This window comes from Actinomadura sp. NEAU-AAG7 (genome assembly GCF_018603865.1).
Taxonomy (GTDB): Bacteria; Actinomycetota; Actinomycetes; order Streptosporangiales; family Streptosporangiaceae; genus Spirillospora; species Spirillospora litoris.
In genome coordinates, this window is sequence record NZ_JAHFZY010000002.1 from 892260 (window position 1) to 918782 (window position 26523).

The following is a 26523-nucleotide window of genomic DNA, read 5'->3' on the forward strand; positions in this document are numbered from 1 at the left end:
CCCAGCAGTGTAGGGGCGCGTCAGTGGTCGCGGTGGGTGATGAGGTGGGCGAGCGTCCGCAGTTCGGCGTCGGCGGCGGGTGCGGCCTCGGCGGCGTCGAGTTCGGCCAGGGCTTCGGCCAGCAGCTCCCCGGCGCGGGTGGTCGCCCAGGCGCGGCCGCCCGCGTCCTCGACCAGGGACGCGGCGCGGGCGGCGGCGGTGTCGGTCAGCGGGTCGTCGCGCAGGTAGAGGGCGGCCAGTTCGGCGCCCGCGGGGGTGCCGGAGGTGAGGGCGGCGACGACCGGCAGGGACTTCTTGCGGCTGTGCAGGTCGGAATGGACGGACTTGCCGGTGACGGCGGGGTCGCCCCAGATGCCGAGCAGGTCGTCCACGAGTTGGAAGGCCAGGCCGAGGCGCTCCCCGAACGCGCGGAGCCGGGCCGTGACGGCCGGGGACGCGGCGGCGTGCACGGCGCCGAGCGCGCAGGCGCCGCCGAGCAGCGCGCCGGTCTTGTGGGCCGCCATCGCCAGGCACTCCTCCAGCGTGACGTCCGCGCGGTCCTCGAACGCCAGGTCGGCGCTCTGCCCTTCGACCAGGTCGAGGACGGCGCGGCTCAGCACCCGCACGCCCGCGGCCGGGGCGGGCCCGGCGGCGAGCGCCTCGAAGGCGGCGGCGAGCAGCGCGTCCCCGGCGAGGATCGCGGCGTTCACGCCGAACACGCTCCACGCGGTGGGACGGTGCCGGCGGGTGCGGTCGCCGTCCATCACGTCGTCGTGCAGGAGCGAGAAGTTGTGCGCGAGTTCGACCGCGACGGCGGCGGGCAGCGCGGACTCGGCCGCGGCGCCCGCCGCCTCGGCCGACAGCAGCGTCAGCGCCGGGCGGATCGCCTTGCCGCCCGCCCCGGCGTCCGGACGGCCGCGCTCGTCCCGCCAGCCGAAGTGGAAGGCGACGATGCCGCGCATCGAGTCGGGCATGGTGTCGACGGCGAGCCGCAGCGCGGGATCGAGCAGCCCGCGGCTCCACGCGAGGATCTCCGCGGCGGACGGCTGGGCCTCGTCCCGGATGGAGTGGCTTGATCGTGCGACGGCCATGTCCGTCCCTCCTCTCGTCAGCGGGCGATCTCGACGTTCTCCAGCACACCGAGCGCGTCGGGCACCAGCACGGCGGCCGAGTAGTAGGCGCTGACCAGGTAGGTCGCGATCGCCCGCTCGTCGATGCCGGTGAAGCGCACCGACAGGCCCGGCCGCACCTCGTCGGGGATGCCGGTGCGGTGCAGCCCGATCACGCCCTGGTCGTCCTCCCCGGTGCGCACCACGAGGATCGAGCTGGTCCCCGCCGCGGTGACCGGGATCTTGTCGGACGGGTAGATCGGCACGCCGCGCCACGCCGGGACGCGGCGCCCGTCCCGCTCGACGCCGGAGAAGTACACGCCGCGCCGGGTGCACTCGCGGCCGAACGCCGCGATCGTCTTCGGGTGCGCGAGGAAGAACCGGGACTTGCGGCGCCGGGAGAGCAGCTCGTCCAGGTCGTCGGGGGTGGGCGGGCCGCCGCGGGTCTGGACGCGCTGGCGCGGATGGCAGTTGTGCAGCAGGCCGAAGTCGCGGTTGTTGAGCAGCTCGTGCTCCTGCCGCTCCCTGATCTCCTCGATGATCAGGCGGAGCTGCTGTTCGAGCTGGTCCATCGGCTGGTTGTAGAGGTCGGTGACGCGGGTGTGGACGTTCAGCAGCGTCTGCGTCACGGCCAGCTCGTACTCGCGGGGCGATGCCTCGTAGTCGACGAACGTGCCGGGGATGAGCGGCTCGCCCTCGTGCCCGGACGCCAGCTCGATCTCCGCCTCGCCGTGCCGGGTGCGCGGCGGGACGGGCGCGTCGCGGTAGGCCGCCAGGTGGGCGCGCAGCGCGTCGTCGCGGCCGGTCAGCTCGCCGATCGCCGCCCGCGACAGCGCCAGGACGGTGACGGGCGTGACGGCGCGGAAGGTGTGCTCCCATACGGCCGCGTCGTCGACCAGCGCCCGCTCGCCGAAGAAGTCGCCGCCGTCGAGGATGTCGAGTTGGGCGTCGGTGTCGTAGCGTCCGGGGGCGGTCTGGGTGACCTTGCCGTAGGCGATCAGGACGACCCGGTCGAGCGGGGCGCCCGCCTCGGCGATCGCGTCGCCGGGCTCGTAGCGGCGCTGGACGAACCGTCCGGCGATGCCCTCCAGCAGCTCGGGCTCCCCGAGGTGGCGCAGCGGCGGCAGCTCGGCCAGCTCGGGCGGGACGACCCGCACGTCGTCGCCCTCGTTGAGGAACGACACGACGCCGTCGCCGAGCTGGTAGGTGAACCGGCGGTTGACGCGGTAGACGGCCGCGTCGGCGCGGACCCAGGGCAGCAGCGACAGCAGCCACCGGGGGGTGATGCCCCGCATCTGCGGGACGGACTTGGTCGTGGTCGCGAGGTTGCGCGCGGCCGAGGTGCTCAGGCTCAGCGGCTGTTCGGTCATGTGCGGCTACCTCCTGTGGTCGCTCGGGGCGGCCTCGGCCGGGCGGCGGAGGTGCCGAGCCCGGTCGGGCCGATCGTGAGCCGGGGTGTGGGGATGCGGGAGGGATCGACCGGTGCGGCGTTCGGCGCGGCGGCGGGCTCGACGGCGGGCTCGGCGCGCCGGTAGCGGCCCGTCGTGGTGGACCAGCGCAGGTCGCCGGCCAGCCAGCGGCGCAGCCCCTCGACATGGCGGGTGAGTGCGGCGCGCCCGGCCGCGTCGAGCCCGTGCCCGTCGGCGAGGGCGGGCAGCTCGATCTCGGCGACGCGGTCGAACTGGCGGGTGCGCGCCCTGACCAGGTCGGCGACGATCTCGGCGGCCCGCGCGGAATCGGTGTCGAGGAACCGCTGGACGGCCACGACGGCGTTGTTCAGCTCCCCCTCGTCCTCGATCTCCTTGCGGTAGGACAGCAGGTCGTTGCGGAGGCCGACTATGTCGCCGAACGCCTCGTGCAGGGCCCGCGCCTGCTTGGACGCCAGCACCTCCGCCGGGACGCCCGCGCCGAGCGCGTACCGCACGAGGCTCGTGGTCAGCGCGGTTCCGCTGGTGTCGCGGCGCATCTCGATGTAGTCGACCGGGTCGGGGACGCGGTTCTGGGCGAGCCCGGCCAGTTCCCAGAGCGCGCCCTCCAGGAACTGCCCGACCCCGGCGGCGAAGTCGCCCCGGACGCCGTCGGGCATGGCCGTCGCGGTGCGCTCCCACAGGTCGGCCAGGGCGCGCTCCACGGGATCGGACGGCGTCGCGCCGCGTCCGGCCAGGAACTCTCGGAGGCGGCCCACGTACGCCTTGGCGCCGAGGAGGTCGCGGGGCCGCTTGAACCGCTCGACGAAGAGGTCGTCGAAGGCGAAGACCCACAGGTTCCAGTCGTTGACCAGCTCCAGTTCGGGGCCGGACGCGGCGGGATGGGTCAGCGCGGCGAACAGCGGGTAGTCGGCGGCGGCGAACGCCTCGGGCGTCCACACGCCGGGCGGGCCTCCGCCCACCAGGCCCGTCCGCGACGCCCACGCGGAGGCGTGCGTGCGCAGCGCCGGCAGGCGCGGGTTGAGCAGCGGCTCATGGGACGCCGCCAGCTCGGGCACCTCGAACGCGGTGTCCGGGGCGGGCCCCGGCGGGCGGGTCAGCGACCGCAGGCGCACCGCCGACGTGCCGACCCCGAGCAGCCGGGCCAGGTCGGGAAGCCCGGACGGGGTGAGCGGCGACCCCGTCACCGCGCCCTCGTTCATGTAGCGGCTGGAGCGCAGGTGCCACTCGTGGCCGCCCGACTGCCAGTCCTGGAGGCCGCGCGCGTACCGCAGCACGTCGAGCCGCTCGGACGGGTCGAGCCCGAACTCCTCGAACAGCGGCGGCAGCTCGGTGAACACGGTGTTCTCGAACTGCTGCATGCGCGAGGTCAGCAGGTCTCCGGTGATGTCGGCGGCGCGCTGCGGATCGGTGCCGAAGAACCGCTCCATCACCAGGACGCCGTTGTTGACCTCGCCCTCGCTCTCGGTCTCGCGCTGGTAGGAGAAGATGTCGTTGCGCAGGTGGACGGCGTCGGCGAAGGTGTCCTTCAGCACCCGCAGCGGGCGGGTGCCCGCGACCGCCGGCGGCACCTCCGAGCCGATCGCGACCTCCACCAGGTCGGCCGACCAGGGCGCGCCGCCGACCTTGCGGCGCATATGGATGTAGTCGATCGGGTTGGGGACGCGGTCGTCGGTGATGTTCTCCAGTTCCCAGAGCGACTCCTGGAGCAGGTTGTGCGTGCTCACGGCGAACCGCTCGCGCCACTCCCGCGACATGAGCGGAACGGTCCGCTCCCAGAGGTCGGCGAGGCCCCGCTCGACCGGGTTCGTGGGCTCGGGACCCGGCCCGGCTCCGAGGTCCACGGGCATGAAGGCGGGGAGCCGCGCGAGGTACTCCCGGGCGCCCTCGATGTCGCGCGGCCGCTTGTACCTCTCCAGGAAGTGGTCGTCGAAGTAGAACACCCAGACGTACCAGTCGTTCACCAGGTCCAGGACGGGACCGGGCGCCTCCGGGTGCGTGTAGGCGGTGAGCAGCGCGTAGTCGTGCGCGTCGTAGTCGGCCTCGTCCCAGACCTCGGGGCCGGTCGGGTCGGGGCCGAGGATGCCCGTCTCGTAGGACCACGCGAGCGAGTGCTCACGGGTCTGGTCGACGTGCGGGTTCAGCCGGGCCGGATGCGCGATGTAGAACTCGGGGAGCCGGAACGGCTGCACTACGCCGCACCACCGTGCGCGATCTCGACGGACTCCAGCATGCCGAGCGCGTCCGGCACGAGCACGGCGGCCGAGTAGTAGGCGCTGACCAGGTAGGAGATCAGGGCCTTCTCGTCGATGTTCATGAAGCGGACCGACAGGCCGGGCTGGTACTCGTCGGGCAGCCCGGTCTGGTGCAGCCCGATCACGCCCTGGGACGCCTCGCCGGTGCGCATCAGCAGGATCGAGCTGGTCCGGGTCTTGCTGACCGGGATCTTGCTGGACGGGAAGATCGGCACGCCGCGCCAGGCCGGCACCTTGTTGCCGCCGACGTCGACGCTCTCGGGATACAGCCCGCGGGCGCTGCACTCGCGGCCGAACGCGGCGATCGCCTTCGGGTGCGCGAGGAAGAACGCCGGGTCCTTCCAGACGAGGGAGAGCAGCTCGTCCATGTCGTCGGGGGTGGGCGGGCCGCTGCGGGTGTGGATGCGCTGCGACAGGTCGGCGTTGTGCAGCAGCCCGAAGTCGCGGTTGTTGAGCAGCTCGCTCTCCTGCCGCTCGCGCAGCGCCTCGATCGTCAGCCGGAGCTGCTGCTCGATCTGGTCCATCGGCTCGTTGTAGAGGTCGGCGACGCGGGTGTGCACGCGCAGCACGGTCTGCGCGACGCTCAGCTCGTACTCGCGCGGGGAGCCCTCGTAGTCGACGAACGTGCCGGGCAGGACGGGCTCGCCGTCGTGTCCGGAGGCCAGCTCGATGGCGGCCTCGCCGTGCGGGTTGGTGGCGCGGTCGGGGCCGGAGCGGAACTCGGCCAGGTGCGCCTGGAGCGTGTCGGTCCGGTCGAGCGCCTCCTGGAAGTCGGCCTGGCTCAGTATCAGCACCGTGACCGACGTGACGGCCCTGACGGTGTAGTCCCACTCGTCCGGCTCGTCGCCGGGGACGAGGATCTGCTCGCCGAAGAAGTCGCCGTCGGCGAGCGTGCCGTGCACGGCCTCGGTGCCGTACTCGCCCGCGCCGATCCGGCTGAGCTTGCCGTGCACGACCAGGACGACCTGGTCGACGGGGCTCCCCTGCTCGACGATGACGTCGCCCGGCTCGTACTCGCGCTGGGTGAAGCGGCCCGCGAGGGCGTCCAGCGCGGGCTCGTCGTCGTAGCCGCGCAGCGGCGGCAGCTCGCCCAGCTCGCGCGGGATCACCCGGACGTCGGCGCCGGTGGTCACGAAGGTCACCCGGCCGTCACCGAGCGTGTAGGTGAGGCGCCGGTTGACCCGGTAGGCGCCGCCCGACGCCTGGACCCAGGGCAGCAGTTTCAGCAGCCACCGGGAGGTGATGCCCTGCATCTGCGGGACGGACTTGGTCGTGGTCGCCAGGTTCCGTGCCGCCGAGGTACCGAGGCTCAACCGCTGGTCCGAGGCCTGGGGCTGTTCCGTCACGTCCACACCACCGATTCGTCGCTGTACGCCAGTTGTGCGCTGCGGCAAAGACAAAAGGAAAGGCGGAGAAGAAAACGCCGATGATTCGGGGGATTCACCCCCACATGCCCCGTCGTCTTGCCATCGGTGACGCTACCTACGGTAATCGGCGGAGTGCAATGTGCGATCACCCGCACCTCTTCTTTGCCTGCGGGCCACACAATTCCAACCCGCGCGAGATACCGCTCGGAATCGTCCCTGTACAGAGAGCCGCCAAGGGGCGGTGGTCTACATTTCCGGCCCGCCGTCAGGCGCCGGAACCGGCCGCTTCCGGCGCCTGCGGGGTGCCGATCCGGTCGATCGGCACCTTCGCCGTCTCGGGGATCAGCCTGATCGGCACGAGCGCGACCAGCGCCACCAGGACCAGGTAATAGGCCGGGACGTAGTTGGTGCCCGTCACCGTGATCAGCGAGCCGACCAGCACGGCGGCGGTGCCGCCGAACAGCGACGTCGAGACGTTGTAGCCGATCGCGAACGCCCCGTACCGCACCTTGGTCGGGAACATCGCCGGGAACGTCGCACCGATCACCGCCAGGATCAGCACCAGCAGCCCGCCGATGATGGCGTAACCGAGCGCGACGCCCGCCGGGTGCCCGGTCTGCATGAGCGCGAACGCGGGGAAGGACAGCAGGGCGAAGCCGATCGCGGCCGTGGTCAGCAGCGGCTTGCGGCCGATCCGGTCCGACAGCGCGCCGAGCGGCACGATCACCGCGATCATCACGGCCTCGACCCCGATCGTGATGAGCTGCGCGGTCACGTCGTCCATGTCGAGGAAGTCGACGAGGTAGGAGGGCATGAACGTCAGCAGCGTGTAGTCGGCGACGTTCAGCAGCAGGACGATCCCGATGAGCGTGACGATCGTCCGCCAGTGGTGCTCCAGCGTCTCCTTGAGGGGCGAGCGGGCCTTCTCGCCCTCCTCCTCCATGCGCTGGAAGGCCGGGGTGTCCTCGATCCGCGTCCGGACGTAGAGCCCGACGAGCCCGAGCGGCAGCGCGACCAGGAACGGCAGCCGCCAGCCCCAGTCGTGCATGCGGTCCTCCCCCAGGCCGAGGTCGACCAGCAGCACCAGGCCGGCGCCCATGATGTACCCGGCGAGCGTGCCGAGTTCGAGGAAGCTGCCGAAGAACCCGCGCCGGTCCGTCGGCGCGTACTCGGCGATCATCGTGGCGGCGCCGCCGTACTCCCCGCCGGTCGAGAACCCCTGCGTCAGCCGGACCAGGAGCAGCAGCAGCGGTGCCGCCACGCCGATCGTGCCGTATCCGGGCAGGATCCCGATCACGAACGTCGAGCCCGACATCAGGAGGATCGTGGCGGCCAGCACCTTCTTGCGGCCGATGCGGTCGCCCAGCGGCCCGAAGAACATCCCGCCGAACGGGCGGGCGATGAACGCCGCCGCGATCAGGGCGAACGAGCGCAGCGTGGCGCCTCCCGACTCCCCGGACGGGAAGAAGACCGTGCCGATGATCGAGGTCATCACCCCGGCGCTGAACACGCCGAAGTCGAACCACTCGATGCAGTTGCCCATCGCGGACGCGAAGACGGCCTTGCGGACGGTCGGCAGGTCGACCTCGTCCTTGGCGAGTGCCGCTCCCGCCCGCTCGTGCCCCGGCGCCGCTCCCGAGTGCGCGCTCATCGACCACCACCTCCGGGGTCCGATCTCCCCCAAGATCGGCGAGGCTAACGCCCGGTGATCACATGACCGCCCCCGGCTAGGCGCGGCGGTGGTTCTTCGCGGTGTCCTCGTCCTCGTCGGCGGCCTTGCCCGCGTCCTCCTCCAGGAGGTCGTCGATCAGCTCGGGGAGCGCGGCGGTGCCCTGCGGGTCGCCGTCGAGGATGTCCTCCTCCTCGGGGATGGCGACGAACGCCTGCGTCTCCTGCGCCTCCCGCGTGATCACCCCGCTGGCGAGGACGGTGTTGCGGTGCCGGAGCGCGCCGTTCTCGCGGAGCAGGTCGTCGACATCGGCGCGGACGCGGGCGACCCGCTTGCTCATCCGGACGTGCACGAGGAACCCGCCGACGGCCAGCCCGACGATGAACCCGGCGACCGGGAGCCCGACGAGCGGCGGCGCGAGCATGGCCAGCAGGGCCACGGCGACGAGCGCGACGACCACCGCGAGCGCGACGAAGTGCTTCTCCATCCAGTCCAGGACGGTGTTGACGCGCCTCGGGATCCTCACTCGCCTTCTCCTCCGCTTTCGCTTGTGACGGGACGGGCCGATCTGCCCTCAACGATCGCGCCGGGGCGCCGTGTTCCGGGACGGAGGCCGCCGGTTCCTCGGGCCGCCGCCGGCGCGGGCACCGCGCGGGCACCGCCGCCGCGTCGCGCGCCCGCCCGGCCGGGCGACGCGCCGGGCGGCCCGCCGCTCGCGCGCCGCCGCGCCCCCCGGGAAAGGATCACCGGCGGGAGGCCGCTCGAAACCCTAACAGGATGTGACGGGTGACCCGAAGCACGCCGGGGCGGTCCGGGATGCGAGCACGGGGCGGCGACGAATATCGTCCATGGATATGAGCGAAAACTTTGACGTCGTGGTCCTGGGCTCGGGCCCGGGTGGATATGTCGCCGCGATCCGGGCGGCGCAGCTCGGGCTGAAGACCGCGATCATCGAGGAGAGGTACTGGGGCGGGGTCTGCCTCAACGTCGGCTGCATCCCCTCGAAGGCGCTGCTGCGCAACGCTGAGCTGGCCCACATCTTCACCAAGGAGCAGAAGAAGTACGGGATCAAGGTCGAGGGGGAGGTGACCTTCGACTACGGCGAGGCGTACCAGCGCAGCCGGCAGGTCTCGGACAAGCTCGTCAAGGGCGTCCAGTTCCTGATGAAGAAGAACAAGATCACCACCTTTGACGGGCGGGGGACCTTCACCGACCCGAACACCCTCCAGGTCGCGGGCTCCGACGGGTCCAGCACGACGGTCACGTTCGGTAGCTGCATCATCGCCGCCGGGGCGCACACCAAGCTGCTGCCCGGCACGTCCCTGTCCGAGCGGGTCGTCACCTACGAGGAGCAGATCCTCAGCTCGGAGCTGCCGGAGAGCATCGTCATCGCGGGCGCGGGCGCCATCGGCGTGGAGTTCGCCTACGTCCTGCACAACTACGGCGTGAAGGTCACGATCGTCGAGTTCCTCGACCGGATGGTCCCGAACGAGGACACGGACGTGTCCAAGGAGCTGGCCAAGCGGTACCGCAAGCTCGGCGTGGACGTCCTGACCTCGACCCGCGTGGACGCGATCGACGACTCGGGCGAGAAGGTCAAGGTCACCGTCACCGGCAAGGACGGCGCGCAGCAGGTCATCGAGGCCGACAAGGTGCTCCAGGCGATCGGGTTCCAGCCGAACGTCGAGGGCTACGGGCTCGACAAGACCGGCGTCGCGCTGACCGAGCGGGGCGCGATCGACGTGGACGGCCGGTGCCGCACGTCCGTCCCGCACATCTACGCCATCGGCGACGTCACCGCCAAGCTGATGCTCGCGCACGCCGCCGAGGCGATGGGCATCGTCGCCGCCGAGACCATCGCGGACGCCGAGACGATGGAGCTCGACTACGTGATGATCCCGCGCGCCACCTACTGCCAGCCGCAGATCGCGAGCTTCGGCTGGACGGAGGCGCAGGCCAAGGAGCAGGGCTTCGACGTCAAGACCGCCAAGTTCCCCTACAGCGCCAACGGCAAGGCGCTCGGCATGGGCGAGGGCGACGGCTTCGTCAAGGTGATCAGCGACGCCAGGTACGGCGAGATCCTCGGCGCGCACCTGATCGGCCCGGAGGTCACCGAGCTGCTGCCGGAGCTGACCCTGGCCCAGCAGTGGGACCTGACCGTCCACGAGGTCGCCCGCAACGTCCACGCCCACCCGACGCTGGGCGAGGCCGTCAAGGAGGCCGTGCACGGCCTGGCCGGTCACATGATCAACCTCTGACCCGTGGCGGCGTGTTCGCCCCCGGAGGGCGAACACGCCACGGCGGCGCAATGGTTCACGGGCCGCGCAATGATTCGCGGGCGCGCCGCCGGAACGCGCAACGAAACACCACGGCGGCGCAAGGTCGGCGGATTGGATTGCGGGCCCGGCGTTCCTAGGCTTTCGATCAGCACGCTTTCCCCCTCCGGAAGCCCTGTGGAGACGCGCATGACCGTCATGCCGGCAATGGAGCCGAGCGCCGTCCCTGAGCCGAGCCCCCTCCCCGAGCGGGTCGCGCTGCGGCGGCACTTCCTGATGTGCCGTCCCGAGCATTTCGCCGTGACCTACGCGATCAACCCGTGGATGGACCCGGCGGCGGGCGCCGACGCGGGACGGGCCGTCGCGCAGTGGGAGGCGCTGCGCGCCGCCTACCTCGCCCTCGGGCACGAGGTCAGCCTGATCGACCCGGTCGAGGGGCTGCCCGACATGGTGTTCGCCGCGAACGGCGCGCTGGTCGTCGGCGGGCGCGTCTACGGCGCGCGCTTCGCCTTCCCCGAGCGGTACGCGGAAGGGCCCGCGTATGCGAGGTGGCTCAGGGACAACGGTTTCACCGACGTCCTTGAGCCGCAGTACATTAATGAGGGGGAAGGCGACTTCCTCACCCTGGACGACGTCATCCTCGCGGGCACCGGGTTCCGTACCGACATCGCCGCCCACCAGGAAGCGCAGGAATTCCTGGGGCGCCCGATCGTGACGCTCCGGCTCGTCGACCCGCGCTTCTACCACCTGGACACCGCGCTGTTCCCGCTCGGCGGGCGCGACGTCGCCTACTACCCCGGCGCGTTCTCGCCGGGCAGCCGCGCGGTGCTGGAGCGCCTGTTCCCCGACGCGGTCATCGCCGGGGAGCGGGACGCGGCGGTCCTCGGCCTCAACGCCGTGTGCGACGGCCGCAACGTCGTCGTGAACGCCGAGGCGACGGGCCTGATCGGCGCGCTGGGCGAGCGCGGGTACACGCCCGTCCCGGTCGACCTGTCGGAGCTGCGCAAGGCGGGCGGCGGCCCCAAGTGCTGCACGCTGGAGCTGCGCCCGGCGCCCTAGGGTGGGCGGCGTGAACGCCGAAGAGCAGCGGTGGCGGGACGAGCGGCGCGCGCTGAACGCCGACCGCGCCCGGCTCGGTGAGGTCGCCGACGGGCTGTACCCCGGCGTGCCGCGCGTCGCGGGCACGCCGCTGCTGTGCCGGGACGGCTGGATCCCGGAGGCGCCGATCCCGCTGGAGGACGTCCGGCTGGAGTGGGAGGCCGACCCCGCCCCGCCGGCCGTCCGCGACCCGTCCGACGGGCTGCCCGCCGGATACCGCACCTACGCCGCGGCGATGGCGGCGCTCGCCAGGCCCGCGATCTTCGAGGACCGGCCGAGCCACCGGCTGCTCGCCGCCGCCCCGCCGCTCCTGCGCCTCGGCCCGGCGCGCTACTTCGACGCCGTCAACGTCGGCGAGGCCGCCGCGCACGAGCTGGCGGCGGGCGCGGAGGGGCTGCCGGTGCGCGGCCAGGTCGGGGATCCGCTCGACCTCGCGCGGCGGGCGGCGCTGCCCGCGATCACGACGGTGACCCTCACGGCGTCCGGCTCCTACGTCCTGCACTGGCGCGACCCGGCGAAGGTCGCGCACGCGGGCGGGCTCCACCAGGTGATGCCGGTCGGGGTGTTCCAGCCCCTCGACGGCGAGCGCGGCCTGAGCCTGTGGAACTGCATGGTCCGCGAGTACGCCGAGGAGTTCCTCGGACGCGGCGAGGACTACGGCCCCGGCTTCGTCCAGGACGAGTGGCCCTTCCACCGGGAGCTGACCGGGGCCCGCGAGAACGGGGACGTCCGCGCGCACTTCCTCGGGCTCGGCGTCGACCCGCTCACGTTCGCGCTCGACCTGCTCACCGCCGTGGTGTTCGAGGACGCGGCGTTCCGCGCCCTGTTCGGCGGGCTCGTCGCCGTGAACGCCGAGGGCGAGGTGTCGATGGCGCCGTTCGACGGAACGGTCCCCGAGCCGATGCAACCCGCCGGCGCCGCCGCGCTCCGGCTCGCGTGGCGGCACCGGGCGGCGCTCGGCGTCACCCCCGCACATTTCGGCCGACCTTGACAGCCGCATCCATGGATCGTCCTGATGTGGTCAGGGAAGTCCGCTACCGTGATCAAGGAACGGGCGCAAGATCATGCCGTTAGTGTGGTGCGCCATGACCGCACGACCGCTCCCGGAGATCGTCGAGGCGGGCTGGGCGTCCGCGCTGCAGCCCGTCGCGGGCACGATCGCCGCCGCGGGCGACTGGCTGCGCGCCGAGGTCGCCGCCGGACGCCGCTACCTGCCCGCCGGAAACCTCATCCTGCGGGCCTTCACCCAGCCCTTCGCCGACGTCCGCGTCCTGATCGTCGGCCAGGACCCCTACCCGACGCCCGGCCATCCCGTCGGGCTCAGCTTCTCGGTCGCGCCGGACGTCCGCCCGATCCCGGCCAGCCTCGTCAACATCTTCCGCGAGTACTGCGACGACCTCGGCCACCCGCAGCCCTCCAACGGCGACCTCACGCCGTGGGCCGAGCAGGGCGTCCTGCTGCTGAACCGGGCGCTGACCGTCATGCCCGGCAAGCCGAACTCGCACCGCGACAAGGGCTGGGAGGAGGTCACCGAGCAGGCCATCCGCGCGCTCGCCGCGCGCGGCGGGCCCCTGGTCGCGATCCTGTGGGGGCGCAACGCCCGCAACCTGCGGCCGATGCTCGGCGACGTCCCGTGCATCGAGTCGCCGCACCCGAGCCCCTACTCCGCCGACAGCGGCTTCTTCGGGTCCCGGCCGTTCTCCCGCGCCAACCAGCTGCTGGAGCAGCAGGGCGGGCAGCCCATCGACTGGAAGCTCCCCTGATCCCCGGCCCCACCACCTAGGGCCCCTCTCGCGGTGGCCTCAACCACCGCGCGGGCGCGTTGGCTGAGCGGTGGGGCGAAGCCGGAGGCGAGCCCCACCGGGAAGATCGCGAAGCGATGCCGCGCCCGCCAAGGCACGGTCAAGGCACGAGCCGCCAGGCGAGTGCCTTGGGCCGGGACTTCATGAACACAGCCCTAGGAGTCGGCCGGGAGGCGGCGCAGGAGGGCGGAGAACTCGTCCGAGCCGCCCGAGCCCTCGGGCAGGGACGTCGCGCTCAGCGGGGTCAGGCGGCGCTCACCGTGGCTCCAGTAGACGCCGGGGGCGCAGGGGTCCTCGGCGGCCTCGTGCATCTCCTGGACGACGTCGGCGAAGACCGGGAGCACCTCGCGGACCGCCACCGAGGTGATCGGGTAGAGCAGCAGCGTGCTGTGGCAGGGGACGCCGACGAGGGCGCCGTGCCGGTTCGGCCCCGGCAGGAACTGGTCGACCTCGCTGAGCAGCGCCGACACGTACCGGCTGCCCGGCTTGGTGACGACGCGGACGTCGCGTCCCGGCAGCAGCGGCTGGTCGCGGACGGCGACGTCGGCCAGCTCCCGGTCGTGGGTGTTGGTCATCACGTAGCCGAGCTTGCGCAGGCCGAGCAGGCCCGCGCGGGCCTTGGTCAGGGGGCCGCCGTAGCGGGGGTGCTCGATCATCACCATCGCGTCGAAGTGGTCGCCCGCGGGCACCACCACGAGGCCCTCGCGGTCGCGGGGGGCGAGCTTCGGCACGATCCGCAGCCGCAGCAGCTCGCGGACGTCGCCGAACAGCTCCATCTCACCGACCGCGAGGAACGCGCGGTCGGTGACCTCGCGGACCCACTCGTCGACGACCTTGGGCCACGCCGAGCGGGGCTCGCGGGCGCAGCGCTCCAGAACCGTCCAGCTGGACGCGCGGGCCTCCGAGCGTCCGACGGGCAGCACCACCTCGGAGGTGCCCGAGTCGAACCAGGCGCTGGGCGCGAGGTCGGGCAGCACGTCACGGATGAGCGCGTGTACGTCCGCCGCCGCGTCCAACGGTTCCATGCTCATCCCCTTTCACCGATCACGTCTTCCACCGATCACGTCACCACCCAACCTTCTCAGAGTTCCGGCCGGTTGTGTGATCCATCGCGATCCTGCGCCGTACTCGCTGATCACGGGCGGCTCAAGTACGGTGCTTGCATGTCCGAAATCGTGTACCCGCCGGTGATCAAGACGGCTCTCGGTGTGTTCAAGGCCCTGAACCTCAAGGTCCGGCTGGAGGGGGCCGACCAGATCCCCCGTACCGGCGGCGCGGTGCTGGTCAGCAACCACGTCAGCTACCTCGACTTCATCTTCGCGGGGGCGGCGGCGCACCCGGCGGGGCGGCTGGTGCGGTTCATGGCCAAGAAGGAGATCTTCGACAACCGGATCGGCGGGCCGCTGATGCGGGGCATGCATCACATCCCGGTCGACCGCGACGCGGGCGCCTCGTCCTACGCGGCGGCGCTGAAGGCGCTCAAGGGCGGCGAGATCGTCGGGGTGTTCGCCGAGGCGACGATCAGCCGCTCGTTCACGGTGAAGGAGATCAAGAGCGGCGCGGTGCGGATGGCGGTGGCGGGCAAGGTGCCGCTGATCCCGCTCACGATCTGGGGCCCGCAGCGGCTGTGGACCAAGGGGCACAAGCGGCGGCTGCTCCAGCGCAACGTCCCGGTGACGATCCTGGTGGGCGAGCCGATGCACCCCAAGCGCGGCGACGACTACGACCAGGTCACGCGCGACCTGCACGCCACACTCTCGGACATGCTGGAGCGGGCGCAGCGCGAGTACCCCGACGTCCCGCGCGCGGACGAGACCTGGTGGCAGCCCGCCTACCTCGGCGGGTCGGCGCCGACGCCGGGGCAGGCCGAGAAGATGGACCTGGAGGAGAGCGAGGCGCGCAGGGCCGACCGGGGCGGCGCCGCGTCCTGACGAGCGGTGACGAGCGATGACGAGCGGGGCGCGACGGGCTAATTGGGTGGACGGGGCGCCGCGGCGGCCCTGATCATCGAAGTCATGACCATGCCCAAGGACGTCCTGCGCCTCGTCGAGCCACGGGAGAACGTGACCGATCTGGAGGCGGGCTCACCGGTGCCGGTGGTCTTCAACCTGAACGACAACAACTCTCCGGCGGACGTGCTGGACGTGTTGAAGCTGCGTCCGTTCGCCACCGGCGAGCAGCCGTGGTCGCGCTCGACGCGGCTCGACCACGTCCGCCCCGAGGCGCCGCTGCGCCCGGACGCGTGCCGGCTCGTGCGCGTCGCGCGCGAGAAGGGCAAGGAGTCGGTGCTCGCCGAGGGCGAGGGCTGGACGCTGCTGACGAACCGGTGGAGCAACGGCAGCGCCTACGTGGAGGTGTCGGCGGTCAGCGAGGAGTTGGCCGACAGCGTCCTGGAGGAGTCGGTCAAGGACGCGACCGACCCGCCGAAGACCGACGAGACCAACGTCGAGATGGGCTTCTGGCACATGGGCTCGCACGGGCCCGTCCGCACCGAGCGGGCGATCTCCGCCGACGCGTGGGCGGAGATCCGGCGCAACTACACCGCCCCGGTCGCGGAAGCGCTGGAGGAGGTCATGGCCCTCACCCGCGAGGAGGTGTCGGGGCGGCTCCTGCTCCTGCACGGCCCGCCCGGCACCGGCAAGACGACCGCGCTGCGGGCGCTCGCCCGCGCGTGGAACGGCTGGTGCCAGGCCGACTGCGTCCTCGACCCGGAGGCGCTGTTCGGCACGCCCAGCTACCTGATGGAGGTCGCGGTCGGCGACGAGGAGGAGAAGGACCGCCGCTGGCGGCTGCTCATCCTGGAGGACTGCGACGAGCTGATCCGCGGCGAGGCCAAGCAGTCGACGGGCCAGGGCCTGTCGCGGCTGCTCAACCTCACCGACGGGATGCTCGGCCAGGGCCGGGACGTCCTCGTCGCGATCACCACCAACGAGGACCTCGCGCGGCTGCACCCGGCGGTCGTGCGCCCGGGGCGCTGCCTGGCGCAGATCGAGGTCGGCTCGCTGACCCGGGACGAGGCGACCGCGTGGCTCGCCGACTCCGAGGCCCCGGCGGCCGAGATCGGCCCGGACGGCGCGACGCTCGCCGAGCTGGCCGCGATCCGCAAGGGCGAGAAGCGTCCGGAGGGGCAGGGCGCGCCCTCGTCCGCGACCGGCTTCTACCTGTAGGGGTCCGCCCGTAGGTGCGCGCCACCACGTGGGTCCCGGATTCACGGCCAGTGGCCCGGACCGCGCCCCCCGTCAGTGCGCACACCGCGGCCGGGCCACCGGCCCGACCGGGGACCCCGCCGCCCCGCCGCCTGGTCCGTCTCCCGTCCACCGGCTCATCCACCCCGCGAGGATGAGCCGGCGGCCGGGTCGTCTCCGGGCGGTGCGCGGTCGGCGTCCCACGGCCGGAGACCCGAGCATCGCCCGTGAGGGGCGGCGGGCACCATCCGTGAGATCACTGGCATCTTCCGGACGACCCGGAGCACGACCCCTAGGGGCTAGGGAGTCGCGGCGGCGAACAGGCGCCGGTAGACGCAGCGGAGCCCGTGCAGATCACTGACAGGCTGGGCGAACGTGAGCCGGACGTCGACCGGGTCGGGCGCGGCCGGCGGCGGAGCGCAGCGGCGCAGCCACAGCCCGTACCGGTCCAGGGCCAGCGGGTGCACGACCGGCTCCGGTGTGTTCTCGGCCACAGCCGCCGGGGGCAGCAGGCGCGCCAGCTCGTCGCGGTGGCAGGAGTCCAGGTGCGTGAGCATGCCCGCCTCGACCGCGACGAACGGGTCGGGGGCGCCGGCGGCGTACTCCTCGGGTTCGAGGATCGCGCCGCCCCACGCGTCCTCGATCTCGGCCTCGGCGACCTCCAGCGCGAGCACCGTCCACTCGCGGCGGCCGTTCCCGTCGGCGAGGTCGAGCAGCTCGGGGCGCGGATGCGGGCGCGACAGCCGGATCGCGGCGGCGCGCAGCTCGCCCAGCGGGAGCTCGGTGAGCCAGCCGTGGATCCAGGCGCGCCCGCGCATGCGGTCGGCCATCGCGACCGGCGCGACGTCGCTGATCCGCAGCGTCCCGACCAGGTCCGCCTTGCCCGCCAGCGCCGCCACGATCGGCGAGGCCCGCTCGACGAGCAGCAGCGGGCGGCCGTCGCGGTCCGTCGTGTACGCCGGGACGGGCTGGTAGGGGACGCCCGGCACCGCCAGCGCACCGTCCGCCATGCCGTAGGCGAGGGTGCGCGCCCGCTCCGCCGGTCCGGGGCCGCACACCCGCCCGCACACTCGCCCCTCGTCACCGCCGTGCCCGATCTCCGCACCCACCCTGACCTCCTTGACGTTCCAAGTTAGGCTTACCTAACTTAGGTTCACCTAACCACTGAGGAGCGCAATGAACAACCCCCGGCCGAAGGTCCGCCTGTCCCGGGCGCTCGGCATCCCGCTCACGCCGAAGAGCGTGAAGTACTTCGAGGCCCGCCCATACCCGCCCGGCGTCCACGGGCGCGCGCGCAAGCAGGAGTCCGACTACAAGGTGCGGCTGCGCGAGAAGCAGCGGCTGCGCGCGCAGTACAACATCCGCGAGGCGCAGCTCCGCAACGCCTTCGCGAAGGCGGCCAAGGTCGAGGGCAAGACCGGCGAGGCGCTGATCGTCGACCTCGAACGCCGGCTGGACGCGCTCGTCCTGCGCTCCGGGTTCGCCCGCACGATCTACCAGGCCCGCCAGTTCGTCGTGCACCGCCACGTGCTGGTGAACGGGCGCCGCGTGGACCGCCCCTCGTTCCGGCTCCGCCCGGGGGACGTCATCACGGTCGCCGAGCGCAGCCGCGCGATGGTCCCGTTCCAGGTGGCGGCGGCCGGAGGGCACACCGAGAACGTCCCGCCCTACCTGGAGGTCCGGCACGACGCGCTCGCCGCGCGGCTGGCCCGGCTCCCCGAGCGCCGCGAGATCCCGGTGGTCTGCGACGAGCAGCTCGTGGTCGAGCACTACTCGCGCTGACGCCCCCCGCGCGTCAGTGCAGGGCGCCGAGCTCCTCGCGGGCGGTGGTGCGCAGGGTGGCCAGCGCGTCCACCAGCAGGTGCCGCTGCTCCTCGGTGAGCGGCCCGGCGAAGTGCCGGCGCAGGGTCTCGGCGTGCACGCGCAGCGCCTCCTCCAGCTTCGCGCGCCCGGCGCCGGTCAGCTCGACGAGCTGGCGGCGCCGGTCGCCTGGGGCGGGCTCGCGGCGGACGAGGCCCGCGTCCACCATCCGGTCGACCAGCCGGGTCATGCCGCCGCTGGTGAGGATCAGCTCGTCGGCGAGGCCGCCCATCGAGCGCGGGCAGCCCGCGTCGGCGAGCCGCAGCAGCACCTCGAACACCGCGTGCCGGATGCCGCAGCGGCGCTCCAGCTCGCGGCCCGCGATCCGCTCCAGCAGCTCGGCGGCGCCGAGCAGCGTCCCGAACTCGTGGACGAGCGCGTCCGGCAGCCCGTCCGGCACGGCGACGCCGTCGCGCGCGCCGTGCTCCCCCAGGTGCTCCCCCGGTTCCGTCACCGTGCTCATCTCGATCCCCGGTCCGCCGTGCTCGTGCGAGCCCCGCTCCGCTCCGTGATCTCCAAGACTAGTTCGTGGGGCGCCGTCCTCGGGTCCGGGTGGCGGCCGGTGAACCGAGCGTCACCGCGCGCCCGTACGACTGGCGTGGACGATACAAACCCCGGGCGATGAGGCAGTCTTCTCCTATGCCACAGAGTCACGGCACGCACGGACGTCCCAGCGGCTCCTCGCGACGCGCGGGTTCCCGCCGGTCGCGCGGCGACCGGAGACGCGGCGACGACCGCCGCGTCCCGCCGCCGCGCCCGGCGCCCGACGACGCCCCGGCCGCCGCCGGGCCGCTCGGCGGCGACCCCCGCGACACGGGGTTCGCGCCCGACCGGCCGAGCAAGAGGCGGCGGGTGTGGCGGTTCCTGACGCACAACGTCACCATCACGGTCACGGCGATCTGCGGGCTCGTCGCCGCGCTCGTCCTGGTGGACACCGACGTCTTCGGCGGCGAGGCCAAGCCGCCGAAGATGGCCGCCCCCGGCATGTCGACCGGCGACATGGTCGCGCGGCTGACCGGCTCCGACATGGACCCGATCGCCGCCGACACGATCGCCGCCGCCAAGAAGCGCGCCTACGAGGAGCACAGGCGCGAGATGGCGGAGCTGAAGGAGAAGGCCAAGCGGGACGCGGCGGCACGCGCGAAGCTGAAGGAGGAGCAGGAGCGCGAGCGGCTCGCCAAGTCCAACCCCAGCGCCGGGCAGAACCGCAGATACGGCCGCAAGATGAGCGCGCTGAAGGGCTGGGACCGGTGCTGGCCCTCGCTGCTGACGCTCTGGAACCACGAGAGCGGCTGGAACGAGCGGGCCGTCAACCCCTCCAGCGGGGCGTACGGGATCCCGCAGGCGCTCCCCGGCTCCAAGCTCGCCAGCTCCGGGGCGGACTGGCGCACCAGCTCCCCCACCCAGATCGCCTGGGGGCTCGGCTACATCAAGGCGCGCTACAAGGACCCGTGCGGCGCGTGGTCCTGGTGGCAGGCGCACAACTGGTACTGAGGGGGCCGCGTCCGCGACCTGAGACGATGGGGTGATGCGGACGAGCAGGCCACACGAGGAGGGCGGCGCCGGAGAGGGGCACGCGGGCGGACGGCAGTGGGCGCGGGCCGACGCGACCCGGCACGCGCTGCTGGCCGCCGCGCAGCGCGTGTTCGCCGACCGGGGCTACGCCGACGCGGGCATCGCCGAGATCGTCGAGCGCTCCGGCATCAGCGTCGGCAGCCTCTACCACCACTACGGCGGCAAGGCCGGGCTGTACGTGGCGCTGTGGGAGGAGCTGACCGCCGAGCAGGAGGAGAGCGCGGCGCGCGCCGTCTCCACCGCGCGCAAGGCCGGCGAGGACGACCCGATCGCGCTGTTCATCGCGGGCGCCCGCGCCTACCTCCAGGTGTGCTGGGAGCGGCGGGAGGCGGCGCGGCTGTTCCACGGCGGGGAGGGGCCGTCCGGCTCCTCGCTGATGCGCCGCAGCCGCGCGCAGCGGTGGATGGCGCAGAACACCAAGCTGCTGCACGGCACGTCCGGCGCGGCCCCCGCTGGGCGCGCCGGCCAGGTGCTGAGCCTCGTGCTGACCACCGTGATCGGCGAGGCGGGACGGGAGATCGCCACCGCCGAGAGCGAGACCGAGGCCGCCGAGATCATCGACGAGGTGTGCCGGATCCTGATCCGGCTGGCCCGCTGACGCCGCCCCTCAGCGGCGGTGCGCGCCGCGCGGCGGGCGCGCCCGGCCGGCCCGCAGCCTGAGCAGCAGCAACGCCACCGACGAGGCGAGCGCCGCCAGCGCGCCCGCCTGGAGCGCGCCGACGTCCTCGATCGCGGCGGCGCCGTCCCCGGGGACCGCGCGCAGCCCCGCCACCGGGGCGGGCTCCCGCTGGGCGGGCGCGACCTCCGGCGCGGCGACGGGCGGCGCGACCTGCGGGGCGCGCAGGTCGGTGACCGCGCCGCTGTTGACCAGCGGCGGCAGGACGCTCGTCGCGGGTTCCCCGTCGCCCGCCGAGGGCACGTCGGTCGGGGTGCGCGCGCCGCTGCCCGCGCGGCTCAGCGCCGTGGACGGCTTGGCCGACCCCGTCGGCCGCGAGGACCGCGACGTCTGCGCGGACCCGCGCGGCTTCGGCCCGCTCGACTGGCCCGGCTTCGGTTTGCCCGGCGTCGCGGACGGCTTCTGCGTCGGCTTCGGATCGGGGCTCGTCTTGGTCGGTACCGGCGTCGGCGTGGAGGTCTCCGTGTCCGAGGGCGTCGGGGTCGGTGTCGGCGACGGGCTCGGCTCGGACGTCTTGGTCGGCGTCGGGTCCGGGCTCGTCTTGGTCGGCGTGGGGGTCGGGCTCGTCGAGGACCCGCCGGAGGAGGACGGCGTGGGCGAGGGCTTGGCGGCGACCGGGGACGCCCCGGACACGGCGATGACCGCCGCCACGCCCGCACCCGTGAGCACCCTGCCGCCGATCGACCGTGACCGCACCGCCTTCACCTCCGTCATCCCGGTACGTCTCGTCCTAGAAGGGGATGAAACACGTGATGAATAGCGATTTCAAGCCCGGCGGACGATATTTCTGCTGAATGCTCGACCCGCATCACGTTGACCAGGCTGATCAGCAACCGGACCGGATTACGGCCCCGTCCTCGATCACGATTGAGCCTCTGACCTGCGGCGCGGCCGCCGAATCGCGCCATATCACGACCACATAACACGCATACGGTAGATCCCCGGCGCCAGGCGGCACGCTCCCCGCCCGCCGCGGTGCCGGCGACGGTGCCCGCAATACCCTATTCGCCGGACTTCATTCGCCCCCCGGACGCTCCCGGCGGAGCCCCTCCCGGCACACCGCGAGACCCGGGTGATGTTTTGGGTCACACGGGACGCCACGGACCGTTATCCTGACCTCTGGGTTACCGGTTCCTGACGGAAAGTCGAAGGGGTCCATGCCAACGTCCACCTGGTTCCGGCTCAACGTCGCCAAGCGCGAGCGGGTGCTCGAAGTGGCGATGCGCGAGTTCGGTGAGCACGGGTACTCGACCGGCAGCCTGAACACCATCGCCCGCGAGGCCGGCATCGCCAAGGGCTCCCTCTTCCAGTACTTCAGCGACAAGCTGGAGTTCTTCGCGTTCGTCTGCGACGAGGCGTCCCGCAGCATCCGCGAGGAGATGGAGCGCCGCATCGCCCGCCTCGACCTCGACCAGCCCTTCGACGAGTGGCTGTTCGACGTCCTGTGCGACTGGACCGAGTACATGGCCGACCACCCGCTCCAGCGCGCGGTCACCGCCGCCACGAACTTCGAGCTCGACAACAGCGTCCGCTCGGTCATCCGCGAGACCGCGAACCAGCACTACCTCCAGGTCATCCACCCGACGCTGAAGCTGTGGCAGGAGCACGGCGACATCCGCGAGGACGCCGACCTCGACGTCCTCGCCACGCTGATCCTGACCATCCTGCCCTTCCTGGCCCTCGCGCCCTACTACGACGGCCTCGACCCCATCCACGACCTGCGCGGCCGCACCCCCGCCGAGCAGCGCCCGGTGATCCGCCAGATCATCTCCGGCATCAAACCGATGTTCGCCCCCGCGAAATAACGCGGCCCCGCCGCGCGGCCGTGCGGGGTGCGCGATCAGTCGAAGGTGAACTCGGTGGGGTTCGCCTTGCGGGTGGTGTGCCAGAACTCGAAGGTGTGGCCCGGCCAGAGGGTCCGGTTGACGCCCTGGGCGTCCAGGTACCAGCTGCGGCAGCCGCCCTCGTTCCACACCAGGCGGCGCAGGCGGCGCTGGAGGCGGTCGTTGAAGCGGCGGGACGCCTGCGGCTTCGGCTCGATGGTGTCGGCGCCGCGTTCCTGGAGGAGGCGCAGGCAGCTCAGGACGTGCTGGATCTGCACCTCGATCATGAACACGACCGAGTTGTGGCCGAGGCCGGTGTTGGGGCCGAGGAGCATGAAGAAGTTGGGCAGGCCCGGGATCGTGGTGCCGCGGTGCGCCTCGATGCCGTCCGCCCAGATCTCCTGGAGCTTGACGCCGCCGCGGCCGGTCACGCGCAGGTCGGTGAGGGCGTCGGTCACCTTGAAGCCGGTGCCGTAGATGACGCAGTCGACCTCGTACTCGCGGCCGTCCCGGGTGAGGACGGAGTGCTCGCGGACCTCGGCGATGCCGGAGGTCTCCACCCGCACGTTCGGGCGTGCGAGCGCCGGATAGTAGTCGTTGGACAGCAGGATCCGCTTGCAGCCGATCCGGTAGTCGGGGGTCAGCCTGGCGCGCAGTTCCGGGTCGGGGACCTGGTGGCGGAGGTGCCAGCGGGCGATCCGCTCCTGCGGAGCCGACAGGCGCGGGTCGAGGGTGAAGCCGACCGCGCGCGCCTCCAGCGTCCAGTAGATGCCGTCGCGGAACGCGCGGGCGGCGCCCGGAACCTTCTCCAGCAGGGCGCGCGTCCTGGGAGAGAACGCGCGGTCGGGCTTGGGCTGGATCCAGGGGGCGGTCCGCTGGAAGACGACGAGGTCGTCCGCCTTCCGGGCGACCTCCGGGACGAACTGGATCGCGGACGCGCCCGTGCCGACGACGGCGACGCGCTTGCCGGTGAGGTCGTAGGAGTGGTCCCACTCGGCGGAGTGGAACGCGGTGCCCCGGAAGCGCTCGATGCCGGGCAGGTCGGGCACCGAGGGGATGTGCAGGGCGCCGACGCCGGTCACGACGGCCCTCGGGGTGAGCACGCTCCCGTCGGCGAGCGCGAGGTTCCAGCGGCGGGCGGCGTCGTCGTACTCCATGCTCTCGACGGCGCTTCCGAAGCGGATGTGGTCGCGCACCCGGTAGGCGTCGGCGGTGCGCTCCATGTAGGCGCGGATCTCGGGCTGCGGCGCGAACATCCGCGTCCAGCCGGGGTTCAGCGCGAAGGAGAAGGAGTACATGTGCGAGGGGACGTCGCACGCGCAGCCGGGATAGGTGTTGTCGTGCCAGGTCCCGCCGAGGGCGTCGCTCTTCTCCAGCACCACGAAGTCGTGGAAGCCGGACCGCTTGAGCCCGATCGCCATGCCGAGCCCGGCGAAGCCGGAGCCGATGATCACGATCGCGGGGGTGCGCTCAGCCATGTCCATCCTTCCGGGGTAACCTACTAGCAGTAAGTTACCGGCAGTAGGTTACTGACGGTAGGTCCAACAGTGAGGATTCTGCTGTGAGCGGCGCCACACCCCCGTCCCCGCCACGCCGTCGCCGCATGTCACGGGCCGACCGCGAGCGCCAGATGCTGGACGTGGCGGAGCGCGTCTTCGGGGAGCAGGGCTACCAGGCCACCTCGATGGACGAGATCGCCGAGCGCTGCGGGGTGTCCAAGCCGATGCTGTACGAGTACTTCGGCTCCAAGGACGGCCTGCTGCTGGCCTGCATCAGCCGCTCGAAGGCCGAACTGCTCGACGTCACCCAGAAGGCCATGGCGGGCGCCTCCGACCCCGAGGACGTCATGTGGCGCGGGATGGTCGCCTACTTCGGGTTCATCGACGCGCACAGCAGGTCGTTCGCGATGCTGCTGCGCGAGCCGTTCGCCGCGTCCCCGGAGGCGGTCGAGGCCGTCGAGGCGACGCGGCGGCAGCAGAGCACGCTGATCGCGGGGGTGCTCGCGACGTTCGCCCCGGCCGCGCCGCCGGAGGCGGTGGAGGCGTTCACCGAGATCATCATCGGTGCGAGCGAGCGGCTCGCGCAGTGGCGGACGCGGCGTCCCGAGGTGTCGGTCGAGGACGCGGCCCGCTACATGACCGACTTCTGCCGCCAGGGCCTCGGGCCCTATCTCGCCTGAGGCGCGAGACGCCCGCGTCCGTATGCCGGTAAGCACGCGAGACGCGGCGCGGGGCTGAGTACGGTTGGATCATCCCACCACGGAGGTCTCCATGCCCCTCGCGTACTTCGACGGCGCGCTCGCCGTCGTCACCGGAGCCGGCGGCGGACTCGGCCGGGCGACCGCGCTGGCCCTGGCCGGACGCGGCGCGACGGTGATCGCGGCCGACATCGACCTGGCCGCCGCCGAACGCACGATCGCGCAGGCCAAGGCGCTCGGCCCCGGCGGCGCCGCCCACCGGGTCGACGTGGCGGACCGGGCGGCCATGGAGGCGTTCGCCGCGCGGGTGCGGGAGGAGCACCGCGTCCCGGACATCGTGGTCAACAACGCGGGCATCGTCGTGGCGGGCCCCTTCCTCGACACCGCCGCCGAGGACTGGGACCGCATCCTCGGCGTGAACCTGTGGGGCGTCATCCACGGCTCCCGGCTGTTCGGCAGGCAGATGGTGGACCGCGTCAACGCGCTGCCCAACAAGCCCGACAAGCCCAACTTCGGCGGGCACATCGTCAACATCGCGTCCGCCGCCGCCTACGCCCCCTGGCGGGGCATGCCCGCCTACTGCACGACCAAGGCCGCCGTGCTGATGCTGAGCGAGTGCCTGCGCGCCGACCTCGCCGGGTCCCGGATCGGCGTCACCGCCGTGTGCCCCGGCTTCGCCGGCACCGACATCGCGGCGCACGGCACCTACGTGGGCGGCGACGCGGCCTCGCGCGAGCGGCTACGCGGCCAGGCCCAGCGAATGCTGCGGCTCCGCGACTACCCGCCCGAGCGGGTCGCCGAGCAGATCGTCAACGCGATCATCAAGAACAGGCCGGTGATCCCGGTGAACTTCGAGGGCCGCCTGCTGCGCACGCTGTCGCGGGTCTCGCCGGCGTCGCTGCGGCTGCTCGCGCGGATCCCCCTCGCGCAGAGCTGACTGGCCGCGCCGGGGCGGGTCTCGCGGCCGCGAAGATGGGTCGGCCCGCATTTATCACGATGTCAAACTTCACATATACGATCCCGCATACAGCACTTTAGAGGAAAAGTTTCAAATACTGGAGGGTGTCGCAAATTGGACTGCCACCGGGAAAGGGACGGGCCGCGAAGCGAGGTCCACTCCGCGGCCCCTGTTATCGAGAACCTGTGGCCTGACCTGGGCTTTTCTACACCCAGGACACACCGACCAATCGAACGGTCACGGCGACGACCTCCTCCTCCCCAGGCACTCAGCACGCCGAACACCGATCGCTCGCGGGAGCGTGTTCGACATACTCCTCCCCTTTTTCTGTCATCACCCTAGAAGGTGTTGACAGAAAATATGCCATGATCGGCCGATTCAGGTCAGGAATGATTTAGCGCAGTGCGCCCAGCGCTTCCCTGGCGACCTGAGCGGCCTTCGACAGGCACGAGCGCTCCGCCCCGTCCAGACCGCCCTTCGCGGGCGCCTTCTCGCTGTAGCTGACCGTGACCACGGCGTTGCGGACCCGCGCGGTCACCTGGCCGACCACCGTCGGTTGGCCCTTGTCGGCCTTGAACCAGCGGTATGCCTCGTCGCCGAGACCCGGCTCCCGCTCCAGGGTGATCGTCCGCGTGAGCGGCGCGTCGTGTGCCTGGTTCCACTGCGTGCGGTAGGAGCTCGTGGCGTCCTTCACCGGATCGGCGCTGTTCCCCGGAGCGTACAGGTGAGTCTCCACCCGCAGCCAGCGAAACGCCTGACTCGCCGAAGAGTAGGTGCAGGTCGTCAGCGTAGTGTTGGCGCTCTGCCGCCGCCGCGCGCCCGGCACGGCCGCGCCGACGGTGCCGGCGGACACCATCCCGCAGGGCTGGGGCAGCGCGGTGATGGGCTCCTGCCCGGGAGGCGCGGAGGGTGCCGACGACGGCTGCGGCGACGGCTCCGACGACGGCTCCGAGGGCGTGGCCGTCGCGGACGGCGACACGGCGGCGGACGGCGTGCGGCCCGGCCGGTCCTTCCCGCCCAGGGGCAGCACCAGGAGCACCACGACCGCGGCGGCGGCGACCGAGGCGATCGCCACCAGCAGGATCAGGCGTCGCGGACGGCGGGCCGGGGCGGGCGGCTCCGGCGCCGAGTACACGCGATCGAACGGTTCCGACGGCCGCGGAAGCCTCACTCCCCGCTCCTCACTCCCCCGGTCGGCGCCACCTCCAGATCACGGTAGCCAGGCTCACCCGCCCTCACCAACCCCCCGGCGGGTCCCAATGTCGGA

At 72.4% G+C, this 26523-nt stretch carries 25 protein-coding genes; 13 read left to right on the forward strand and 12 right to left on the reverse strand.

Annotated features, from left to right (window positions below; translation table 11 throughout):
• Positions 1-20 precede the first annotated feature (20 nt).
• The 6 genes from KLI87_RS13390 to KLI87_RS13415 form a co-directional block, all read right to left on the reverse strand.
• The gene (locus tag KLI87_RS13390) at positions 21-1070 is read right to left on the reverse strand and encodes a family 2 encapsulin nanocompartment cargo protein polyprenyl transferase (RefSeq protein WP_214617174.1); all 1050 of its coding nucleotides are present in this window, start codon (positions 1068-1070) and stop codon (positions 21-23) included.
• Between the two features lie 17 nt (positions 1071-1087).
• Positions 1088-2458: a family 2B encapsulin nanocompartment shell protein gene (locus KLI87_RS13395; protein ID WP_214617175.1), complete on the reverse strand. Its 1371-nt coding sequence runs from the start codon at positions 2456-2458 to the stop codon at positions 1088-1090.
• A complete protein-coding gene (locus tag KLI87_RS13400) occupies positions 2455-4707 on the reverse strand; it encodes a hypothetical protein (protein WP_214617176.1) in 2253 nt (750 codons plus the stop codon). Before KLI87_RS13400 ends, KLI87_RS13395 begins: the two co-directional genes overlap by 4 nt.
• Positions 4707-6116 carry a family 2B encapsulin nanocompartment shell protein gene (locus KLI87_RS13405; protein ID WP_308165993.1) on the reverse strand — a complete coding sequence of 470 codons (1410 nt, stop codon included), beginning with the start codon at positions 6114-6116 and terminating at the stop codon, positions 4707-4709. The genes KLI87_RS13400 and KLI87_RS13405 overlap by 1 nt, the downstream gene beginning before the upstream one ends.
• A gap of 286 nt (positions 6117-6402) precedes the next feature.
• Positions 6403-7788: an MFS transporter gene (locus KLI87_RS13410; protein ID WP_214617177.1), complete on the reverse strand. Its 1386-nt coding sequence runs from the start codon at positions 7786-7788 to the stop codon at positions 6403-6405.
• A gap of 76 nt (positions 7789-7864) precedes the next feature.
• Complete coding sequence (locus KLI87_RS13415) at positions 7865-8332, reverse strand: hypothetical protein (RefSeq protein ID WP_156216078.1); 468 nt, start codon at positions 8330-8332, stop codon at positions 7865-7867.
• A 328-nt stretch (positions 8333-8660) separates the two neighbouring features.
• On the opposite strand from KLI87_RS13415, the gene lpdA reads away from it, so the two are divergent.
• The 4 genes from lpdA to KLI87_RS13435 all read left to right on the forward strand — a co-directional run bounded on the left by lpdA (position 8661) and on the right by KLI87_RS13435 (position 12943).
• Entirely contained in the window at positions 8661-10064 is a 1404-nt protein-coding gene (gene lpdA / locus KLI87_RS13420; RefSeq protein ID WP_214617178.1) for a dihydrolipoyl dehydrogenase, read from the forward strand.
• Positions 10065-10280: 216 nt separating this feature from the next.
• Positions 10281-11141, forward strand: coding sequence for a dimethylargininase (gene ddaH / locus KLI87_RS13425; protein WP_374225445.1), 861 nt, complete (start codon positions 10281-10283; stop codon positions 11139-11141).
• A 10-nt stretch (positions 11142-11151) separates the two neighbouring features.
• Positions 11152-12171 carry a hypothetical protein gene (locus KLI87_RS13430; protein ID WP_214617180.1) on the forward strand — a complete coding sequence of 340 codons (1020 nt, stop codon included), beginning with the start codon at positions 11152-11154 and terminating at the stop codon, positions 12169-12171.
• A 94-nt stretch (positions 12172-12265) separates the two neighbouring features.
• The gene (locus tag KLI87_RS13435) at positions 12266-12943 is read left to right on the forward strand and encodes a uracil-DNA glycosylase (RefSeq protein ID WP_156216075.1); all 678 of its coding nucleotides are present in this window, start codon (positions 12266-12268) and stop codon (positions 12941-12943) included.
• Positions 12944-13137: 194 nt separating this feature from the next.
• On the opposite strand, the gene KLI87_RS13440 is transcribed toward KLI87_RS13435, so the two are convergent.
• Positions 13138-14007: a hypothetical protein gene (locus KLI87_RS13440; protein WP_246249563.1), complete on the reverse strand. Its 870-nt coding sequence runs from the start codon at positions 14005-14007 to the stop codon at positions 13138-13140.
• Between the two features lie 138 nt (positions 14008-14145).
• Between KLI87_RS13440 and KLI87_RS13445 the strand changes: the two genes are divergently transcribed.
• The gene (locus tag KLI87_RS13445; protein ID WP_156216073.1) at positions 14146-14913 is read left to right on the forward strand and encodes a 1-acyl-sn-glycerol-3-phosphate acyltransferase; all 768 of its coding nucleotides are present in this window, start codon (positions 14146-14148) and stop codon (positions 14911-14913) included.
• 84 nt (positions 14914-14997) lie between these two features.
• Entirely contained in the window at positions 14998-16149 is a 1152-nt protein-coding gene (locus tag KLI87_RS13450; protein WP_214617181.1) for a DUF5925 domain-containing protein, read from the forward strand.
• A gap of 317 nt (positions 16150-16466) precedes the next feature.
• Here KLI87_RS13450 and KLI87_RS13455 read toward each other — a convergent pair whose 3' ends face one another.
• The gene (locus tag KLI87_RS13455) at positions 16467-17276 is read right to left on the reverse strand and encodes a DUF2470 domain-containing protein (protein WP_250903756.1); all 810 of its coding nucleotides are present in this window, start codon (positions 17274-17276) and stop codon (positions 16467-16469) included.
• A 67-nt stretch (positions 17277-17343) separates the two neighbouring features.
• Here KLI87_RS13455 and rpsD point away from each other — a divergent pair, with 67 nt between their 5' ends.
• Positions 17344-17949: a 30S ribosomal protein S4 gene (rpsD, locus tag KLI87_RS13460; protein ID WP_214617182.1), complete on the forward strand. Its 606-nt coding sequence runs from the start codon at positions 17344-17346 to the stop codon at positions 17947-17949.
• A 13-nt stretch (positions 17950-17962) separates the two neighbouring features.
• On the opposite strand, the gene KLI87_RS13465 is transcribed toward rpsD, so the two are convergent.
• Positions 17963-18490 (reverse strand): MarR family winged helix-turn-helix transcriptional regulator, encoded by a 528-nt coding sequence (locus tag KLI87_RS13465; RefSeq protein ID WP_156216071.1) that lies wholly within the window; start codon positions 18488-18490, stop codon positions 17963-17965.
• Positions 18491-18666: 176 nt separating this feature from the next.
• Here KLI87_RS13465 and KLI87_RS13470 point away from each other — a divergent pair, with 176 nt between their 5' ends.
• Entirely contained in the window at positions 18667-19521 is an 855-nt protein-coding gene (locus tag KLI87_RS13470; RefSeq protein WP_156216070.1) for a lytic transglycosylase domain-containing protein, read from the forward strand.
• 34 nt (positions 19522-19555) lie between these two features.
• Complete coding sequence (locus KLI87_RS13475; RefSeq protein ID WP_156216069.1) at positions 19556-20200, forward strand: TetR/AcrR family transcriptional regulator; 645 nt, start codon at positions 19556-19558, stop codon at positions 20198-20200.
• A 9-nt stretch (positions 20201-20209) separates the two neighbouring features.
• Here KLI87_RS13475 and KLI87_RS13480 read toward each other — a convergent pair whose 3' ends face one another.
• Positions 20210-20521 carry a hypothetical protein gene (locus KLI87_RS13480; RefSeq protein ID WP_156216068.1) on the reverse strand — a complete coding sequence of 104 codons (312 nt, stop codon included), beginning with the start codon at positions 20519-20521 and terminating at the stop codon, positions 20210-20212.
• 10 nt (positions 20522-20531) lie between these two features.
• Between KLI87_RS13480 and KLI87_RS13485 the strand changes: the two genes are divergently transcribed.
• Both KLI87_RS13485 and KLI87_RS13490 read left to right on the forward strand, forming a co-directional pair.
• Positions 20532-21038 carry a hypothetical protein gene (locus tag KLI87_RS13485; RefSeq protein WP_156216067.1) on the forward strand — a complete coding sequence of 169 codons (507 nt, stop codon included), beginning with the start codon at positions 20532-20534 and terminating at the stop codon, positions 21036-21038.
• 397 nt (positions 21039-21435) lie between these two features.
• Complete coding sequence (locus KLI87_RS13490; protein ID WP_214617183.1) at positions 21436-22083, forward strand: TetR/AcrR family transcriptional regulator; 648 nt, start codon at positions 21436-21438, stop codon at positions 22081-22083.
• Between the two features lie 35 nt (positions 22084-22118).
• Here KLI87_RS13490 and KLI87_RS13495 read toward each other — a convergent pair whose 3' ends face one another.
• Complete coding sequence (locus tag KLI87_RS13495; protein WP_214617184.1) at positions 22119-23579, reverse strand: NAD(P)/FAD-dependent oxidoreductase; 1461 nt, start codon at positions 23577-23579, stop codon at positions 22119-22121.
• Between the two features lie 125 nt (positions 23580-23704).
• On the opposite strand from KLI87_RS13495, the gene KLI87_RS13500 reads away from it, so the two are divergent.
• Entirely contained in the window at positions 23705-24280 is a 576-nt protein-coding gene (locus KLI87_RS13500) for a TetR/AcrR family transcriptional regulator (RefSeq protein ID WP_156216063.1), read from the forward strand.
• A 91-nt stretch (positions 24281-24371) separates the two neighbouring features.
• Entirely contained in the window at positions 24372-25235 is an 864-nt protein-coding gene (locus tag KLI87_RS13505; RefSeq protein WP_214617185.1) for an SDR family NAD(P)-dependent oxidoreductase, read from the forward strand.
• Between the two features lie 415 nt (positions 25236-25650).
• Here KLI87_RS13505 and KLI87_RS13510 read toward each other — a convergent pair whose 3' ends face one another.
• Complete coding sequence (locus KLI87_RS13510) at positions 25651-26391, reverse strand: hypothetical protein (protein ID WP_214617186.1); 741 nt, start codon at positions 26389-26391, stop codon at positions 25651-25653.
• Positions 26392-26523: the final 132 nt, after the last annotated feature.

Coding starts and splice junctions, on each gene's coding strand:
- KLI87_RS13390 (WP_214617174.1), bottom strand. CDS start 1,070: ATGGCCGTCGCACGATCAAGCCACTCCATCCGGGACGAGGCCCAGCCG.
- KLI87_RS13395 (WP_214617175.1), bottom strand. CDS start 2,458: ATGACCGAACAGCCGCTGAGCCTGAGCACCTCGGCCGCGCGCAACCTC.
- KLI87_RS13410 (WP_214617177.1), bottom strand. CDS start 7,788: ATGAGCGCGCACTCGGGAGCGGCGCCGGGGCACGAGCGGGCGGGAGCG.
- lpdA (WP_214617178.1), top strand. CDS start 8,661: ATGAGCGAAAACTTTGACGTCGTGGTCCTGGGCTCGGGCCCGGGTGGA.
- ddaH (WP_374225445.1), top strand. CDS start 10,281: ATGCCGGCAATGGAGCCGAGCGCCGTCCCTGAGCCGAGCCCCCTCCCC.
- KLI87_RS13435 (WP_156216075.1), top strand. CDS start 12,266: ATGACCGCACGACCGCTCCCGGAGATCGTCGAGGCGGGCTGGGCGTCC.
- KLI87_RS13440 (WP_246249563.1), bottom strand. CDS start 14,007: ATGGAACCGTTGGACGCGGCGGCGGACGTACACGCGCTCATCCGTGAC.
- KLI87_RS13445 (WP_156216073.1), top strand. CDS start 14,146: ATGTCCGAAATCGTGTACCCGCCGGTGATCAAGACGGCTCTCGGTGTG.
- KLI87_RS13450 (WP_214617181.1), top strand. CDS start 14,998: ATGACCATGCCCAAGGACGTCCTGCGCCTCGTCGAGCCACGGGAGAAC.
- rpsD (WP_214617182.1), top strand. CDS start 17,344: ATGAACAACCCCCGGCCGAAGGTCCGCCTGTCCCGGGCGCTCGGCATC.
- KLI87_RS13465 (WP_156216071.1), bottom strand. CDS start 18,490: ATGAGCACGGTGACGGAACCGGGGGAGCACCTGGGGGAGCACGGCGCG.
- KLI87_RS13470 (WP_156216070.1), top strand. CDS start 18,667: ATGCCACAGAGTCACGGCACGCACGGACGTCCCAGCGGCTCCTCGCGA.
- KLI87_RS13475 (WP_156216069.1), top strand. CDS start 19,556: ATGCGGACGAGCAGGCCACACGAGGAGGGCGGCGCCGGAGAGGGGCAC.
- KLI87_RS13490 (WP_214617183.1), top strand. CDS start 21,436: ATGCCAACGTCCACCTGGTTCCGGCTCAACGTCGCCAAGCGCGAGCGG.
- KLI87_RS13495 (WP_214617184.1), bottom strand. CDS start 23,579: ATGGCTGAGCGCACCCCCGCGATCGTGATCATCGGCTCCGGCTTCGCC.
- KLI87_RS13500 (WP_156216063.1), top strand. CDS start 23,705: ATGTCACGGGCCGACCGCGAGCGCCAGATGCTGGACGTGGCGGAGCGC.
- KLI87_RS13505 (WP_214617185.1), top strand. CDS start 24,372: ATGCCCCTCGCGTACTTCGACGGCGCGCTCGCCGTCGTCACCGGAGCC.